The sequence below is a fragment of the Schinkia azotoformans LMG 9581 genome, assembly GCF_000307855.1.
In the GTDB taxonomy this organism is placed as follows: Bacteria; Bacillota; Bacilli; order Bacillales; family Bacillaceae_J; genus Schinkia; species Schinkia azotoformans.
The window spans coordinates 18,226-35,668 of record NZ_AJLR01000146.1 but is presented as its reverse complement, the minus strand read 5'-3'; the positions used below and the strand labels follow the sequence as shown (position 1 = coordinate 35,668).

Here is a 17,443-nt window from a genome sequence, read left to right as displayed (position 1 = left end):
GTAGTAGGTGAAAACATGGGATTTTTACAAGATTTGCAAAATCGTATTTTAATAGCTGATGGTGCGATGGGGACACTCCTTTATTCATATGGTGTTGATTTTTGCTTTGAAGAATTAAACCTCTTGCAGCCGGACCGTATTACACAAATCCATGAAACCTATATTAAGGCTGGAGCGGATGTAATACAAACAAATACGTATGGCGCTAACTATATAAAACTTGGTAGGTACGGTCTCGAAGATCAGGTCAAAGATATTAATACAGCTGCCGTACGCCTTGCAAAAAAAGCTGCTAAAGAAAATACGTATGTGCTAGGAACTTTCGGTGGAATACGAGGAATTAAAAAAAGTGCAGCAACGATTGATGAAATTAAACGGTCTTTTCGTGAACAGCTCTACAGCATTCTGATGGAAGGTGTAGACGGATTATTACTTGAAACATTCTACGATTTCGATGAAATAAAGACCGTTCTAGAAATTGCTCGAAAAGAAACCGATTTACCGATCATCTCCCAGGTTTCTATTCATGAGGTTGCCGTCTTACAGGACGGAACACCACTTCGTATTGCCTTAAAAGAACTTGAAGATCTCGGGGCTGATGTTGTCGGTTTAAATTGCCGTCTCGGGCCCCATCATATGACCCAAGCGTTGGAAGAAGTACCATTGCCAAAGAAAGCGTTCCTTTCAGCCTATCCAAATGCAAGCTTACCAGATTATGTAGATGGGAGATTAATATATGAATCAGATGCCGAATATTTTGGCGAGTGTGCCGTTAACCTCAGAAATCAAGGTGTTCGCCTCATCGGTGGCTGCTGCGGAACAACGCCCAAACATATTAAAGCTGTTAGCAAAAGACTAAAGGGACTAGCACCTGTTACACATAAGGATGTAAAAATTAAGGAAAATAAAAATATTATTACTGTTACAGCCAAACCTACTCAACCACACCTGCATGAAATTGTTACAAAAGAACGGTCCGTTATCGTTGAGTTGGACACTCCAAAAACATTAAATACTACTGCATTCATAGAAGGAGCTAAAGCTTTAAAAGAGGTCGGCATAGACGCTCTTACAATGGCAGATAATTCATTGGCTTCACCAAGAATAAGCAATATGGCAATGGCAGCGATTGTTAAAAATGAAGTGAAAATACGCCCGCTTGTGCACATTACCTGCCGGGACCGAAATTTAATTGGACTTCAATCCCATTTAATGGGTTTGGATGCTTTAGGGATCGACCAAGTGTTAGCTGTTACCGGTGACCCTACAAAGGTTGGGGACTTTCCGGGTGCCACATCTGTTTATGACTTGTCTTCTTTTGAATTAATTAGTCTTATTAAGCAATTTAATGAGGGGATAACATTTTCAGGAAAACCCCTGCAAAAAAAGACTTCCTTCTCAGTTGCAGCGGCCTTTAATCCAAATGTTCGCCATCTAGATAAGGCTGTTAAAAGGCTGGAGAAAAAAATTGAGCATGGTGCCGATTATTTTATTAGCCAGCCCATTTTTAATGAACAGCAATTTTTACACGTTTACGAAGAAACGAAGCATATCACAAAACCCATTTATATTGGGATTATGCCAATTGTAAGCAGCCAAAATGCCGAATTTCTTCACAATGAGGTGCCGGGAATTAAATTGACCGATGTAATAAGAAGAAGAATGGCTGATTGCGGAACAGACCGCGAAAAGGCTGCCATCGAAGGCATCGCGATTGCCAAATCTTTAATCGATATGGCGTTCGATTTATTTAAAGGAATTTACTTAATCACACCGTTTATGCGCTATGAAATTTCGGTTGAACTTGTGCAATACTTAAAAACTAAAAACTCCAAAAATTTACTAACAAGAAATTAAAAGTTTTCTTAGCTAAGAGAGGAAGATAAGATTGTCACACAATACATTGCAAGAACAGATGCAGAAAAAAATACTGATTATTGATGGTGCAATGGGAACAATGCTGCAGCAAGCAAATCTCGCCGCAGCAGATTTCGGTGGTGAACTATATGAGGGCTGTAATGAGTATTTAAACTTAACAGCTCCCCATGTTATTGAATGGATTCACCGCTCCTATTTTGAAGCTGGCGCAGATATCGTCGAAACAAATACATTCGGTGCAACAAAGTTGGTATTAGATGATTATGAGCTTGGTGCTAAAGCTTACGAGATTAATAAGGTAGCTGCCGAACTTGCTTGTAAAGTAAGGGACGAATTTTCTAGCGCGGAATGGCCCCGCTTTGTCGCCGGATCAATGGGTCCTACAACAAAGTCATTATCGGTAACTGGAGGGGTTACCTTTGATGAGCTAGTTGATAATTACATGGAACAAACACGTGGTTTAATTGACGGCGGTGTTGATCTTTTACTGCTGGAAACAAGTCAAGATATGCGCAATGTGAAAGCAGCCTTTGTTGGGATTGAAAAAGCGCGCGAGTCTTCAGGCAAAAATATTCCTTTGATTATTTCCGGAACAATCGAGCCAATGGGAACAACACTGGCAGGACAATCGATTGAAGCTTTTTATATATCTGTGGAGCATATGAAGCCTTTAGCGATTGGCATGAACTGTGCAACCGGACCGGAATTTATGCGCGACCATATTCGCTCCCTATCCGACCTTTCTATAACAGGTGTAAGCTGCTATCCGAATGCCGGATTGCCTGACGAAGATGGTAAATACCATGAATCACCAGAATCACTAGCGGCAAAACTCGCCGGCTTTGCTGAAAAAGGCTGGCTCAACATGGCCGGCGGCTGTTGTGGTACGACACCAGACCACATTCAGGCACTTGCCGAAATTTTAAAGGACTACGAACCGCGGCAAATTCCTACAGAAACCCATCATCATGTTGTCTCAGGAATTGAGCCCCTTCTTTATGACGATTCAATGAGACCATTATTTGTTGGGGAAAGAACGAATGTCATTGGTTCACGAAAATTCAAAAACCTAATCATTGACGGCCAATTAGATGAAGCGGCTGAAATCGCCCGAGCCCAAGTGAAAAATGGTGCCCATGTTATCGATGTTTGTTTAGCAAATCCAGACCGCGATGAACTGGAGGATATGGAGAATTTCTTAGATGTACTCGTTAAAAAAATTAAAGTACCACTCGTAATTGATTCAACAGATGAAAAGGTCATTGAGCGAGCCCTAACCTACTCTCAAGGTAAAGCTATTATTAACTCTATTAATCTTGAAGATGGTGAAGAACGATTTGAGAAAATCGTACCTCTCATCCACCGCTATGGTGCGGCTGTTGTCGTCGGCACCATCGATGAAACCGGTATGGCCGTAACAGCCGAGCGCAAACTCGAAGTTGCCGAACGGTCCTATCATTTATTGGTAGATAAGTATGGACTAAGCCCAGAAGATATTATTTTCGATCCGCTTGTTTTCCCTGTCGGAACAGGCGACGAACAGTATATCGGTTCAGCTAATGAAACAGTTGAAGGAATCAGGCTTATTAAAGAAAAAATGCCAAGAAGCTTAACGATATTAGGAGTTAGTAATGTTTCATTTGGACTTCCACCTGTAGGACGTGAAATTCTAAATGCTGTTTATTTATATCACTGCACACAGGCCGGACTAGATTATGCGATCGTCAATACAGAAAAGCTGGAGCGTTTTGCATCCATCCCTAAAGAAGAAATTACTCTTGCTGAAAAGCTTTTGTTTGAAACTACTGATGAGGTGTTGGCGGAATTCACTAACCTTTATCGTGATAAGAAAAAAGAAGTAGCGGTTCAAAAAAATGATATGACACTTGAGGAAAGGCTTGCCTACTATATTGTTGAAGGTACTAAAGAAGGTTTAGTCCCTGATCTTGAGCTTGCCTTAAAGGAATATGATTCACCGCTTGATATTATAAATGGACCCTTAATGGCTGGTATGGCTGAAGTTGGCAGACTTTTTAACGAAAATCAACTCATTGTCGCAGAGGTTCTGCAAAGTGCCGAGGTCATGAAAGCATCTGTTTCCTTCCTAGAGCCTTACATGGAAGCAACAGAAAATGACAGCGGTAAGGGTAAGGTTTTGCTAGCTACCGTAAAAGGTGATGTCCATGATATTGGTAAAAATCTAGTCGATATCATCCTGACAAATAATGGTTTTAAGGTTATTGATTTAGGGATCAAAATAGCACCAGCTGATTTAATTAAAGCGATTAAAGAAGAAAAACCAGATATTGTCGGCTTATCAGGGTTGCTTGTAAAATCAGCACAACAGATGGTGTTAACAGCCCAGGACATGAAACAAGCCAATATCTCTGTTCCGCTCCTTGTTGGTGGTGCCGCTCTTTCACGGAAATTTACGGATACGAGAATCTCTCCGGAATATGACGGTCCGGTTCTCTACGCCAAAGATGCGATGAATGGATTAGATTTAGCGAATCGATTACAGGACGCGGAAGAGCGGACAAAAATCATAAACGAAAAGATAGAGGCTCGAAATACCGCAAAAGTTGAGGAACAACAACGTAATCGTTCTACTATACTAGCTGAAAATATGCGTTCTACAGTCTCAAAAGACGTACCCGTTTTTAAACCTAGAGACCTTGAACAGCATATCTTAAAAGAGTATTCGATTGCCCATGTTGAACCTTATATTAATATGCAGATGCTCCTAGGGCACCATTTAGGATTAAAAGGGAAAGTAGCCAAGTTACTTGCGGAAAAAAATGAGAAGGCTGTTCAGTTAAAAGAAACAATTGATGGTTTGCTTACGGAAGCTAAAACAGGGGATTTTCTGCAGCCATCGGCCATTTATCGTTTCTTCCCAGCCCAATCTAATGGGGATTCAGTCATCATCTATGATCCAGATGATGTAACAAAAATAATCGAAACGTTTACGTTTCCACGTCAACACAAAGAACCTTATTTATGTCTTGCTGACTATCTTCGCTCAGTTGATAGCGGTGAAATGGATTACGTTGGCTTCTTAGCGGTTACAGCCGGAAAAAATGTACGGAAGTATTCAGAGAAATTTAAAGAGGAAGGCAATTTCTTATTAAGTCATGCAATTCAATCATTAGCCCTTGAAACGGCTGAAGCCCTTGCAGAACGGGTTCATCAATTGATAAGAGACCAATGGGGCATTATTGATTCAACGGACCTATCAATCCAGGACCTGTTTGCGGCTAAATATCAGGGTCAACGCTATTCATTTGGCTACCCATCATGCCCAGAAATTGAAGATCAAGCCAAACTATTTAAGCTAATACGCCCTGAACAGATTGGAATCCAACTAACGGAAGGGTTTATGATGGAACCTGAGGCTTCTGTAACAGCCATCGTATTTGCCCATCCAGAAGCACGTTATTTTAATGTACTTTAAGCTTTCAAGAGAAAAAAGTAACTATCCTATCCATTGGTCGTGGCAGTGATAGTTACTTTTTTCTTATTTCTTTGATGAAATTATATAAAATTAACGCTCTTTTGGGAGCTTTTTTGTCCCTTTTACCGGGATCATGATACGAAAACACATCAAAAAGGATAAAATTAAGCGTGTTTCTTTTCTTTACTCGCTGCTCCTTCTCCACTCGGAAATATAGATGACTCCCCTTTTTTTGATTCTTGTGACTCGAAAATCTTCATTTCAAGCATTCCTTCGATTTTTGCTTTATCTTTATTGCTAAGTTGCCTATATAGTGTGAGAAATTTGATTTCATCATCAGTTAATTTTCCAAAAGAATTACTGTCAGGTATACTGTCATCAGTGGTTTGCTGCCTTGCTTTTGTTTCTTTGCCTGTCAGCAAATATTCCATTGATAGTCCTAATAATTTTGAAAGATTATAAAGAATTGTGGCATCGGGAATCCTTCCATTAACATAATTAGTCATAGCATTTTTAGATAATTTAAGTTCTTCTGTAGCCCTTGCTTGAGTATAACCCGCGTTTTTTAAAGCTTTTCTTAACCTTTCTCCAAAGTCATTAACTCCATTCATAAATTACCCCCACAAGCATGTGTCATTATTTTAAAATAAAGACAAAAAATTTAGACATTTTCAGTTGACACCCCACGAACGTGGGGTTTATAATTTGTTATAATACGGTTGTGCATCATAATTTTACCACTCCTGTATGGAAAAAATAATATTTAGAAAATATTTTATTTTTTCATACTTATTCTTAGTTCTTTTTTTGTAACATTTTTCAATTATAATATTGCAAAATTGAATTGAAAAACGTGGAAAATAATAGGATGAAAAACAAGCATCAATTGGCCGAAAAATCTTTAAATAGATCAGGTAACTATATAATTCATTGGGGGCCTATTAAAAAAAATAAAAATAGGAGTAGATAAATTTGTCTAATAAAAAGCACATTCCATTTTTCGGAATTATAGTAAAAAAAAGACTTATTGAGCTGAACATGACACAAAGGCAGTTGGCGAAGAAGATTGGAGTTAATGAAAATTATCTAACTGATATTCTAAATGGAAGACGTTCAGGAAAAAAATACATTGACCAGCTAACAAAGACACTAGCCCTTGATATAGATGAAAAGTAACTTATATAAGAATGAAGTTGAAAAGAATATGTTTGACCTTGAGCGGAAAATTTAAACATAAAATTTATTTCAAATTAATGAGAAAAATTATCATAATTACATTTCGTTAAGTATTAGAGGTGGAATCCATTGTTAGCCTATGATCAATTATTACATTTGTCAAATCGCAGAAAATATGAGTATGAATTGCAACGTGCGATTGATATAGAAAATAATGTGGGAATCTTATTTTTAGATTTAGATCGTTTTAAATATATAAATGATTCGCTTGGGCATAGAGTTGGAGATAAGCTCATTGTATCAGTTGCAAAAAGGCTAAAAGATCTTGTTGACAATGATACGATTGTATTAAGGCAAGGCGGTGATGAATTTACTATACTTGTCAAAGGTATAGGAAAAGACAGTATTTCAAAACTTGCAAAAGATATTTTAGATCACATGAAAAAACCTTTTATTATTGATCAACATGAAATATTGATAACATGTAGTATTGGTATAAGCATTTATCCAGAACATGGCAAGGATATTGAAACGCTAATGAAAAATGCAGATGCAGCGCTGTATTGGGTAAAAGAAAACGGAAAAGACAATTATTCAATTTATGAAGGCTATATGATTGAAAAATCTGCTAATATTATGGAATTAGAATTAGAGCTTCGAAAGGCAGTTGAAAATCAAGAATTCATCCTCTATTATCAGCCTAAAATTGATCTAAATACAGAGGAGATTGTTGGTTGTGAAGCATTAATTAGGTGGGATCATCCTAGAAGAGGGATTATTTCCCCAGAAAAGTTTATACCGTTGGCTGAAGAGACTGGTCTAATTAATCAAATTGGGGAATGGGTGCTTAGAGAGGCATGTAAACAAAATAAAAAATGGCACGATACAGGCTGGTCTGATATTCAAATGGCGGTCAATATGTCTGTTTCCCAATTAAAACAATCGAATATAGTTACAACTATTGAAAGTCTATTAATTGAAACACAACTTGACCCGAGATTTTTAGAGATAGAAATAACAGAGAGTATTTCAATGGTAACTGAGGAAGAAAAAATAAAGCAGTTATTTGATTTAAAAGAATTTGGTATCAGTTTAGCCATTGATGATTTCGGTACGGGCTATAGTTCCCTGAAATATTTAAATAAATTGCCTGTCGATACATTAAAAATAGACAAATACTTTATAGACGAAGTTGGAATGTCTACTTATTCTACATCTTCATTAATGGTAAATGCGATTATTTCTTTGGCAAAATCATTAAATCTTAAAGTCGTTGCTGAAGGAATTGAAACACAGGAACAAATGAAATATTTAAAAAAACATCAATGTGATATTGGACAGGGGTATTTCTTATGTAAACCACTGCCAGCAGATGAGCTGGAAAAGTTTTTTAAAAGGTAATACTTGGTACATAATATCAACAAAAGGAAAAATTCTTTTATAAGTGGATGGCTGTTTCAAAAATACAATGCATTTAAAACAGCCCTTAGTATAATTATTGTAATAAAGTTTGAACTTTACGTATAACTTCCTCAACCTTTTTGGCATTTTTCGAATACATTTGTTTTGCTTTCTCATTTTCAGTGGCAAGTGCAAATAATTCCAAATCTGCTTGGCACTTTTTTATTGAAGATAACAATAAGGGCATTTCTGTTGGCTTTGGAACTTGTATCTTATCATCGAATAAATCTACAGTTAACTGTCCAAAGGAATCCACTTGACCTAAAAACACATTTTCGATTGCGACCCCTTGTTTATCAAGTTCAGTCTTTAACCAGGCTTGATTTAATCCAAGTGTAGCCAATGGTTCATTTAGAATTTTTCCATCCATTATAACCGCTTGCGGTTCTTTTTCATCTGGTATTTTTACATTTAAATCTTTAAGGGTAAGCGGCTGGCGGTCTCGTTTTAGCAACACATTTAACTCCCCCGTTGGTTCAAGGACTGCAAATTCGACATCTGCAAATTTAAACGCATTTTTTGTCCGTAATTGTTTTAGGAGCATGTCAGTTGTAAATTGTTCCTTTTTTAGGTTATCCTCCATTACCTTTCCATCTTTTATTAAAACAGTACTCTTGCCATCAATAAAGGCTCGGACAACTTTGCTTTTAAGGGCAAGAAGATCTAGTAAGTATGTAATCCCCACCCAAACAACAACTGCTAGAATACCATAATAAAAGTTGACCTCTAAATGTAGGATTGTAATGGCTGCAATTCCACCAAGTGTAATGCGCGAAATATAATCAAAATAAGAAAGCTGGGCCACCTGCTTTTTTCCGGCTAATTTGGCGGCAAAAAATAATAACATTAGCATTCCGATTGCACGAAGTATAACTTCAATCCAATTTGCCATAACACTATACTCCTTTTAGTTGAAGTTAAAGTCCTTTATATTGTGGTTCCTCCATTTCAAGCTGCTCCACCCGTTTATCTAAATCCATCATAACTTCATTTAAAGTATCTTTTGCTTCATTAAGTATTTTGCGGGCTTCATCTTCCTGAGTTCGAGTTGATAAATTTAGTAAGCCTTGTTCTATACCTTGCAAGGTAAACTTACACTGTTTCACTTGTGCAGCAACTGTCATTATTTTACAACTCCTTTTTCCTTATCCTTTTGGCTTAAACAACACTGCACCGATAAATCCGAAAATAATAGCTGCTGATATACCGGAACTGGTCACCTCAAACATCCCGGTGATCACCCCAATAATCCCATGTTTTTCAGCCTCAGCCATTGCACCGTGAACTAAAGAGTTACCGAAGCTTGTTATTGGCACCGTTGCACCCGCCCCGGCAAATTCGATGAGCGGTTCATAAAGGCCGAATCCGTCTAGAACGGCTCCTAGACAAACTAGTGTACTTAAGGTATGTGCTGGAGTAAGCTTAAACACATCAAACATAATTTGCCCCATCACACAAATGGCTCCGCCTACTACAAAGGCCCAAAAATAAATGGCCATCTATAATCCACCTCCAGCGCCTACTTCAGTTTCTATAGAAACTGCGTGTGCAATACAAGGGATTGTTTCTTTTTGTTGAAATGTTAGTGGGGATAATAAGGCTCCTGTTGCTACTACTAATATTCTTTTTAAATTTCCATTTTTCATTTCATTTAGTAAATGTCCATATGTGACAACGGCTGAACAACCAGCACCACTTGCACCGGATAATACAGGCTGGCCCTCCCGGTAAATCAAAATTCCGCAATCTTTATATGTCTCTTCCGTTACTCCAATCCCATGCTTATTTAAAAGACCAAGGGAAATTTCATGTCCGATACGCCCTAAATCACCCGTGATAATTAAATCATAATAGGATGCCGGGACATTCCTTTCTTTAAGATGGGCCTCAATCGTATCGACTGCCGCCGGAGCCATTGCCCCACCCATATTAAATGGATCAGATAACCCCATATCTACGACTTTTCCAATAGTTGCAGATGTTACAAATGGCCCATCCCCTTCCTCGGCAATAACGGCTGTACCCGCACCGGTAACGGTCCATTGGGCGGTTGGTGGCTTTTGTCCGCCATATTCAGTCGGATAGCGGAATTGTTTTTCAACTGCTGTATTATGACTGACAGCACCGGTTAATACGTATTTAGCGCCCTTTGCGTTCACAACAAAGGCGGACAACGCCAACCCCTCCATCGAAGTCGAACAGGCACCAAATAACCCGAAATAGGGTGCACCCAAGGTCCTTGCCGCAAAACTACTGGAGGTAATTTGATTGCTTAAATCACCACAAAAAAAGAATTGAATATCCTCTTTTTGTAATCCCGCTTTTTTTATCGATGCTTGACATGATTCCTCCAAAAAAACCTTTTCTGCCTTTTCATAGGAATCCTGCTCAAGCCATAAGTCATCGTGGATAATATCGAAGTCGTCAGCTAATCTGCCATTCCCTTCAAACGGTCCAACAACGGTAGCTGAAGATTTTATGACCGGTTTATTTTCAAAAATCCACGTACGGTGTCCGACTAACATTTATAAACCACCTCACATAGTTAAAAGTGTTTTAATTAAAGCGACAACAAAAGCAGAGAAAACACCAAACATAATAACAGAACCTGCCAATTTAAACATATTACTGCCTGTCCCTAAAACTAATCCTTCTGTCCGATGTTCAATTGCTGCAGAAATAACCGCATTTCCAAAACCAGTCACCGGTACGGCAGTCCCTGCACCTGCAAATTGGGCAAAGCGGTCATAAATCCCAAAGCCGGTCAATAGCATCGTAATAAAAATCAAAACAGCAACAGTTGGGTTTCCAACCGTTTGTTCAGTGAAATTAAAATAGGTCATAAAAAATGTTTGAATCATTTGACCAATAAGACAAATAAAACCACCAACTAAAAAAGCACGAATACAATTTTTAACAACAGGACGTTTTGTCTCCCGCTCTTTTTCATATTGTTGGTACTCCTGCATCGTTGGTGTGAGATTTTTCTTTTTTTGATTAGGCATTGTAGTGCTTCCCCCTTTTATGTTTGTTCTTTCATAAGTTGATTTATTTGCTGCAATTCTTTATCCAGTTTCTTTTTTGAAATGTCATGGTTAATAATTTTTTCCTCAAGTTTTTCTAATTCAATAAAAATTTTATGATCTGTTGTTACTTCAACGTTTTTTATGTTTATTTCTTTTTCTAACGTTTTTTTCATTTCTTTAGTTAATATTTTAGACTTAAAGGTATTCCAATGCTCTAACTCAACGGCAGCAATTAGAAGATCCTTTGACTGAACCGAACGAACTAACTTTACTTGGTCCTTCTTTAATAAAATATTTTTTGCTTTATTTGCTTCATCTTGATCAATGGTCTGTTGACTTTCGGAGGTGCTCATTTTAACAGGTCGTATACCGTTATTTATCGTATCCGGTTCCACCTGACCACAACCTGATAATAAAAAATATAAAAAAGAAATAATAAATAAAAATGGCGTTTTTTTCATGCAATCATCCTTTTATGTGACATGAAAGAGGCTGTATTAGCAGCCCCTTAATTACAGTGTTTTCGAAAGTTACGTTAGCTGTTATATTGTGGTTCCTCATTTTGAATTTCTTGAACACGGGCACTCAAAGAGTCGATAATTTGCTGGGTTTGTTGGGCAGCATTTTGATACATTTGTTTTGCAGTTTTATTCTCCGTTTGAAGGGCAAATGTTTCAAAGTTCGCTTGTGCACCTTTTAATCCGGCTAAAGTTTGTTTTACCTGTGTTGATACAGTCATATTTCTACCTCCCGAAAAAATAAGTTTTTAAAATTTTACAATTGTAGTATCAGTTAAAACCGACATGTTATACAAAGTCGCAATTAGGAATTTGCTTCCAGCAGAAAATAAGTAGCTATCCCCCCTGAAATTTTGTATTTTTTTACGAAAAGTGTGAAACGATAGTAAAAAGTTATAAAAGGGGTAATTTAAATTGAACTTACATAGAAAACTTGCTGTTATTCCTTTTCAAGAAAGAGCTTTTGTCGAAGGCACACTAGAACAAATCGGGGATGAATGGATTTTTTTCGATGAAATCAATGAGGAAGCCTTTGATCTTGGGGAATTGTCCGTGGAACTTGAGGTATTCTTAAAAGGAATATGGATGAAAGGGATTATCATTGATAAAAGTCTTCTTTATATCGAAAACGATTTTCATTATTTTAAAGATGGGGACCGTATTCGATATAAAAAAAACCTAACCCATTCCTTTAAAAAACTGATTGAAGAACTTTCAGAAGAATCATATATGAGTTTTGTAGAAACCTTAAACTCACTTTCCTACTCGTTGTATGATTGTGTTTTCTGCAATAATTTTCTCGATTTACTGCAAATGAGACAAGCTAAAGAGGGAATGAACGTCATAATCTTTGATAATGAAGAACAAATTTGTGTTGTTCAACATTATTTTTCCAGACATTCCGACAATAAAATCGAGGACCGGTTTGAGTTCGCATTAAGCGACGGCAAACGAATCATCGGTTCATTTATATCATAATTAAAAAAGCTGCCGAATTGGCAGCTTTTTTATAAAACAACATAACCGAAAAATAACACGATTAATAATGATACAACAAATTGAATCCAAAATAGTTCGGTAGATTTACCTTTCGCTTGCTTCATTAAAAGCATCTCCATTGAAGCAATAACCCACAGTCCCGCTAAAGCTTTCCAAAATACAGCAGACGTAAATATACCTGAACCTAGACTAGAAGCATAAATTCCAAATAAATGTCCGCCAGTAGCTAAAATCAATATATAAAACAGACGTAAAATCATCTTTGTAATTTTAGCTGGTTTTTGTTTCCCTTTTTTTTGCATAGAATAACTTACAAACAATAAAATTATTGCTATAAACCAAGTTGTGACGTGCGCATGAATCAATCTATTTCCCCTCCAAGTCTTTTCTATATAACTCACAATCAAATTCCATTATACACGTAGATGATTCAAACTCAAAAAATATTGTCTGTTATAATGCTCGGATTAAACCACCATCTACTAATAATGCCTGGCCTGTTACATATGAATTGGCCCCGGAACATAGAAACACAGCAATGTTGGCAAACTCTTCCGGTTGTCCGTAGCGACCAAGTGGAATGGAGACTGCTTTTGATGCTCTTATTTCTTCAAGCGTCATTCCTGCTTTACTTGCACCAATTTGATCCAGTTCAGTCAATCTGTCAGTTCCAATCCGTCCAGGTCCTAGTGTATTAACTAAGATTTTATCTTTACCTAACTCGGTTGCCAGGCTTTTCGCTAAACCTGCAATACCATTTCGAAACGTATTCGATAAGATCAGTCCATCAATCGGCTCTTTAATCGACGAAGAAGCAATATTTAAAATCCGTCCGCCGCCTTGTTTTCTCATATGCGGCAATACTTCACGTGTAGCTCGTACAAAGCTTAGTAAATTCAATTCAAAAGCTTTTTGCCATGCATCATCTTCGAAGTTGTCAAATCCACCAGCTGGAGGACCGCCGGCATTATTCACAAGAATGTCTACAGGACCAAATGCCTCGACTGCCGCTTGAACAGTTTCCTTTATTGAGGTTGGATTCGTAATATCACAAACTGTATAATGAACATTTCCATTTGTTTTATTTCTAATTTCCTCCGCTGCTGTCTTTAATGCATCCTCACTTCGGCTTGCGAGCATAATATTTGCGCCTTCTTCAGACAATTTCATAGCGATGGCCTTTCCTAATCCACGACTTGACGCCATCACTAAAGCTGTTTTCCCATTCAATCCTAAATCCAAATCAATAACCTCCCTATTCATCCCAATTATGTATCTTTTTTAACCTTATATGTATTTTCATATTATTCAAAAAAAATGTCAAAAAATAAGATCTATTAAAACAAACAGGAAGCAAATGGAACTACATCCTGCTTCCTGTTTGATCTTTTATTAGTTTACAAAACGGCCATCTTTCGATTTTCCGCTCTCTTCCCATTTTTGGTTGCGGAGATGGATTTTTTGAATTTTACCAGAAGCCGTTTTCGGTAACTCATCAACAAAGGTTACACCGGTAACAGCTTTAAAGTGAGCAAGTTTACTTCTTGAGAATTGGATAACCTCTTCTTCTGTTAGTGCTACTCCTTCCTTTACTACTACAAATGCATGTGGAGTTTCTCCCCATTTTTCGTGCGGCAAGGCAACAACGGCGGCCTCTAATATACTAGGATGTTCATATAACACACCCTCTACTTCAATTGAAGAAATGTTCTCTCCACCGCTAATGATGATATCTTTTTTACGGTCAACGATTTCAATTGTTCCATATTCGTCAACTGTTCCCATATCCCCTGTATGCAGCCAACCATCTTGGATCGTTTCCATAGTTGCTTGTTCGTTTTTCCAATAGCCTTTCATAACACTGTTGCTTCGTGTAATGACCTCGCCAATTTCTTGGCCATTCCAAGCCACTTCATCACCTAAGTCATTGACAACCTTTACTTCACAACCTATCATCTGAATTCCTGCTTTTGCTTTTAAGCGATACTTTTGCTCTTTTGTTAAATCTTCCAAATGTGGTCGGATTGGTGAAAACAAGCTAAGTGGTGATGACTCTGTCATGCCATATACTTGAATAAACTCCCAACCGATTTCCTCTTCTACTTTCGTCACGAAGGCTGGTGCAGGCGCAGACCCAGCAATTACAATGCGAACGTCATGGTCAAACGTTGGTTTCTTTTGATCATAATATTGCAGCAATCCATTTAATACCGTTGGAGCCATATGCATAACAGAAACTTTATGCTTTTGAACCAAATCCATAATCGTTTCCGGTACAATCTTTCTTAACATCACTTGTGTTGCGCCATTTGCCGTGTAATAAAATGGAGACCCCCATCCATTTACGTGGAACATCGGCAAAATATGCAATAATGTATCTTTGTCGGAAACACGAAGATGATGTTGTACAGATAATGCATGGAAGTAATTGTTACGGTGTGTTAACATTACTCCTTTAGGATTTCCTGTTGTTCCGCTTGTGTACAACAAACTACATACATCCTGCTCGTCCATTTCCGGACGATCAAAACGGTTAGAAGAAAATCTGCTTAACCATTGATCGTAGTTAATATCCTCACAAGTCTCATCAGCATAATGAATTAAAACGCTTTCAACTGTTTGCAACTTTTCACGAATCGGAGCAATCTGATGATATAGTTCCTGATCGCATACTAAAATTTTGGTTTCGCTATGGTTCAGTATAAATAGATAATCTTCCGGAGTTAAACGTGTGTTAAGCGGTACCATGATTGCACCAGTTTGAAAAACACCGTAAAATCCTTCTAGCATTTCTAAAGTATTTGGAGCAAGATATGCAACACGATCCCCTTTTTGTACCCCTAATGACTGTAACCCATGTGATAACTGATTCACTCTTTCATTTAACTCGGAATAAGTGTATTCTCTTCCGTCTGTATTAATAACTGCTTTTTTAGAGCCGTATAATTTAACAGCGCGGTCCAGAAAATCATTTAATAACATTGGTACGTACATGAAAATCCCCCTTGTGTTGAACTTTTTAGAAAATTCTAACACAAATATAGCATATATTACCCAATAAATGCCTAAAAAATTTTGCCCACTTCCTATAATTTTTTGTTCTGTAACACAATCTGGGTAAAAGTCATAAGGATATAACAAGTAATTAAACTAAAAGGGTGTTTTTATGCCAGCTATTGTAGGAGCAATTAACGTTGTAAATATCGGTACAGGTGCGGTCATAAATATCGGTGACGTCTTTACAATTGCACCAAAAGCATCCGCCAAAACATTTTCTGGTGCAGGGTCTTTTAATACAGGCGATTATAATACACTTACAAATTATTATAGCAACACAAATACTTATGAATCTGATGCGGTTGATCAGCCGATGGCCTTTAATTTATAAAAAATATTAAAGGGGGTTAACATATGAATTTTTACGTGAATCAAAGCATTATCATACAATATATTAAAATTGGCGGTATATCAAATTCATCCGTCCTTCAAATTGGTAGTGCCGGGATTATTAAACCACATTCCTATTTAGCTAATACAGGTGGTTATACGAAGCCGGCACCTACAGTAAAACCAAAACTTGTTCCTTTAGCCCCACCATAATTAATATAGGCATTCACCTATTCAGACTCGAGTCATAGGATATGTATTAGAAAGAGGTGAAGCTTATGTTTGGAAATAAATGCGGAATCAATCTATACCATTACTTTAGCCAAGTTGATACCTATTTACGGACACAACAAGAACAGATAAGAAAATTGAAAGAAGAAATAACCACTCTCAAGGAAACCATTAACCAATTACGCGAAAATCGAACTACAAATATAGATAAAATTGAGTACAAGTTTGACCAATTAAAAATCGAACGTTTAGAAGGAACTTTAAATATCGGGTTATCTCCTCAAGGCATGGCTGACCCTGAAGCATTCGAAAATTTTTCTGTAAACCAGAATCCACCTTCAAATATACCGATATTACAGCAGCATCCAGATCTTTATCCAACACTTAAACAAGATATCCGGCAGTTCATGGCAACAGATTGTCAACAGTTTATTGACGAATGCGCCGCAAAGTATAACATGAACCTGGGCGGTCCACACAGGTCATTTATTACGCAAGATATAGAAAGGCAGCTGGATGCGCGCCTTCATCATTACTTAAATCAAGCAGCACAAAACCATTTACGTGAAGGCAGTATGGAGGAAATCTTCCAATTTGTATCATCAGCAGTAAAAAAGGATATTGTTAATGCCATCGATGCCTTTGTTAAGCATATTCCAATGGGAGGGAGTTTTTAATGATTAATTATACCGTAATAAATCGTGAAGTATGTGTCGGTGACATTAAAATCATCGGGGTTTCCACCTCTTCGGTGTTCCTTGTAGGTGATACCAATACAATTTCAATGGTATCAGCCTTTGACACACCTCCAGAATCATTAATAATCGGCCCGTTTGTTCCATTAAATCCGCTTGGCTAGGAAGTTACTAGGAAGTGATATATTGAAATACAGACTTTCCATTGTTGATAAGTTTAAACTACGTACTCTATCCTACAGTTCTATCCTTGAGGTCGGAGATTCAAATCAAATTCTTCCTTACTCTTTAGCACTAGCCGTCCAACGGGAACAAGAAATATTTTTTGGAAATGAAGGGCATTTTAATTACCCGGTTTTTACTACTCCGATACCAAGACCGCTTATTACAGAACAAATACAGATAAATACAATAAATGAATCGCCCAAAATATATGTCCATTCAGTAGACATAACAGCTGCTTCTGTTTCGGGTGTCATTCAAATTGGATCCACAAATACTATTCAGGGAGAATCTAGAATTAAGCATATCCGTCAATTAGTAAATATCGAGGAAGAAGAAGTGGAAGAAGCTCAGACACAGCAGGCGGTACAACAATTATCTGGAAGTTAATAACCA

21 protein-coding genes are annotated in these 17,443 nt (G+C 37.4%); 10 read left to right on the top strand and 11 right to left on the bottom strand.

Annotated elements, in window-relative coordinates:
- The first annotated feature begins 15 nt into the window (after positions 1-15).
- Positions 16-1,857, top strand: coding sequence for a bifunctional homocysteine S-methyltransferase/methylenetetrahydrofolate reductase (locus tag BAZO_RS16375; RefSeq protein ID WP_004431669.1), 1,842 nt, complete (start codon positions 16-18; stop codon positions 1,855-1,857).
- A 58-nt stretch (positions 1,858-1,915) separates the two neighbouring features.
- Positions 1,916-5,332: a methionine synthase gene (gene metH / locus BAZO_RS16370; RefSeq protein ID WP_039957670.1), complete on the top strand. Its 3,417-nt coding sequence runs from the start codon at positions 1,916-1,918 to the stop codon at positions 5,330-5,332.
- Between the two features lie 164 nt (positions 5,333-5,496).
- On the opposite strand, the gene BAZO_RS21300 is transcribed toward metH, so the two are convergent.
- Positions 5,497-5,943, bottom strand: a complete 447-nt coding sequence (locus BAZO_RS21300; RefSeq protein ID WP_004431666.1) for a helix-turn-helix domain-containing protein — start codon at positions 5,941-5,943, stop codon at positions 5,497-5,499.
- 361 nt (positions 5,944-6,304) lie between these two features.
- Here BAZO_RS21300 and BAZO_RS16360 point away from each other — a divergent pair, with 361 nt between their 5' ends.
- The gene (locus BAZO_RS16360; RefSeq protein ID WP_004431663.1) at positions 6,305-6,508 is read left to right on the top strand and encodes a helix-turn-helix domain-containing protein; all 204 of its coding nucleotides are present in this window, start codon (positions 6,305-6,307) and stop codon (positions 6,506-6,508) included.
- A 129-nt stretch (positions 6,509-6,637) separates the two neighbouring features.
- A complete protein-coding gene (locus BAZO_RS16355; RefSeq protein WP_004431659.1) occupies positions 6,638-7,909 on the top strand; it encodes a putative bifunctional diguanylate cyclase/phosphodiesterase in 1,272 nt (423 codons plus the stop codon).
- 94 nt (positions 7,910-8,003) lie between these two features.
- On the opposite strand, the gene BAZO_RS16350 is transcribed toward BAZO_RS16355, so the two are convergent.
- The 7 genes from BAZO_RS16350 to BAZO_RS16320 form a co-directional block, all read right to left on the bottom strand.
- On the bottom strand, positions 8,004-8,861 hold the full coding sequence (locus BAZO_RS16350; protein ID WP_004431658.1) for a DUF421 domain-containing protein: 858 nt from the start codon (positions 8,859-8,861) through the stop codon (positions 8,004-8,006).
- A 25-nt stretch (positions 8,862-8,886) separates the two neighbouring features.
- Positions 8,887-9,093, bottom strand: a complete 207-nt coding sequence (locus BAZO_RS16345; protein WP_004431654.1) for a DUF1657 domain-containing protein — start codon at positions 9,091-9,093, stop codon at positions 8,887-8,889.
- Between the two features lie 21 nt (positions 9,094-9,114).
- Positions 9,115-9,468, bottom strand: a complete 354-nt coding sequence (gene spoVAE, locus BAZO_RS16340) for a stage V sporulation protein AE (RefSeq protein WP_004431652.1) — start codon at positions 9,466-9,468, stop codon at positions 9,115-9,117.
- Entirely contained in the window at positions 9,469-10,494 is a 1,026-nt protein-coding gene (spoVAD, locus tag BAZO_RS16335) for a stage V sporulation protein AD (protein ID WP_004431650.1), read from the bottom strand. It lies immediately after the preceding gene.
- Positions 10,495-10,506: 12 nt separating this feature from the next.
- Positions 10,507-10,974 (bottom strand): stage V sporulation protein AC, encoded by a 468-nt coding sequence (gene spoVAC, locus BAZO_RS16330; RefSeq protein WP_004431648.1) that lies wholly within the window; start codon positions 10,972-10,974, stop codon positions 10,507-10,509.
- A gap of 17 nt (positions 10,975-10,991) precedes the next feature.
- Positions 10,992-11,456 carry a hypothetical protein gene (locus BAZO_RS16325; RefSeq protein ID WP_004431645.1) on the bottom strand — a complete coding sequence of 155 codons (465 nt, stop codon included), beginning with the start codon at positions 11,454-11,456 and terminating at the stop codon, positions 10,992-10,994.
- A 74-nt stretch (positions 11,457-11,530) separates the two neighbouring features.
- Entirely contained in the window at positions 11,531-11,734 is a 204-nt protein-coding gene (locus BAZO_RS16320; protein WP_004431643.1) for a DUF1657 domain-containing protein, read from the bottom strand.
- A 193-nt stretch (positions 11,735-11,927) separates the two neighbouring features.
- Here BAZO_RS16320 and BAZO_RS16315 point away from each other — a divergent pair, with 193 nt between their 5' ends.
- On the top strand, positions 11,928-12,491 hold the full coding sequence (locus BAZO_RS16315; RefSeq protein ID WP_004431642.1) for a DUF2777 family protein: 564 nt from the start codon (positions 11,928-11,930) through the stop codon (positions 12,489-12,491).
- A gap of 29 nt (positions 12,492-12,520) precedes the next feature.
- Here the strand turns inward: BAZO_RS16315 and BAZO_RS16310 are convergent, their stop codons facing one another.
- The 3 genes from BAZO_RS16310 to BAZO_RS16300 all read right to left on the bottom strand — a co-directional run bounded on the left by BAZO_RS16310 (position 12,521) and on the right by BAZO_RS16300 (position 15,506).
- Positions 12,521-12,877 (bottom strand): YisL family protein, encoded by a 357-nt coding sequence (locus BAZO_RS16310; protein ID WP_004431640.1) that lies wholly within the window; start codon positions 12,875-12,877, stop codon positions 12,521-12,523.
- An 88-nt stretch (positions 12,878-12,965) separates the two neighbouring features.
- Positions 12,966-13,754, bottom strand: a complete 789-nt coding sequence (locus BAZO_RS16305) for an SDR family oxidoreductase (RefSeq protein WP_004431638.1) — start codon at positions 13,752-13,754, stop codon at positions 12,966-12,968.
- Positions 13,755-13,904: 150 nt separating this feature from the next.
- A complete protein-coding gene (locus tag BAZO_RS16300; protein WP_004431637.1) occupies positions 13,905-15,506 on the bottom strand; it encodes a long-chain-fatty-acid--CoA ligase in 1,602 nt (533 codons plus the stop codon).
- 172 nt (positions 15,507-15,678) lie between these two features.
- Here BAZO_RS16300 and BAZO_RS16295 point away from each other — a divergent pair, with 172 nt between their 5' ends.
- From BAZO_RS16295 to BAZO_RS16275, 5 genes are all read left to right on the top strand, one after another.
- Positions 15,679-15,900, top strand: coding sequence for a spore germination protein (locus BAZO_RS16295; protein ID WP_004431635.1), 222 nt, complete (start codon positions 15,679-15,681; stop codon positions 15,898-15,900).
- A 23-nt stretch (positions 15,901-15,923) separates the two neighbouring features.
- Entirely contained in the window at positions 15,924-16,112 is a 189-nt protein-coding gene (locus tag BAZO_RS16290) for a spore germination protein GerPB (RefSeq protein WP_004431633.1), read from the top strand.
- Between the two features lie 65 nt (positions 16,113-16,177).
- Entirely contained in the window at positions 16,178-16,807 is a 630-nt protein-coding gene (gerPC, locus tag BAZO_RS16285; RefSeq protein ID WP_004431632.1) for a spore germination protein GerPC, read from the top strand.
- Between the two features lie 2 nt (positions 16,808-16,809).
- Positions 16,810-16,989 (top strand): spore gernimation protein GerPD, encoded by a 180-nt coding sequence (locus tag BAZO_RS16280; RefSeq protein WP_035195799.1) that lies wholly within the window; start codon positions 16,810-16,812, stop codon positions 16,987-16,989.
- A 22-nt stretch (positions 16,990-17,011) separates the two neighbouring features.
- Positions 17,012-17,437, top strand: a complete 426-nt coding sequence (locus tag BAZO_RS16275; protein ID WP_004431629.1) for a spore germination protein GerPE — start codon at positions 17,012-17,014, stop codon at positions 17,435-17,437.
- The last annotated feature ends 6 nt before the right edge of the window (positions 17,438-17,443 follow it).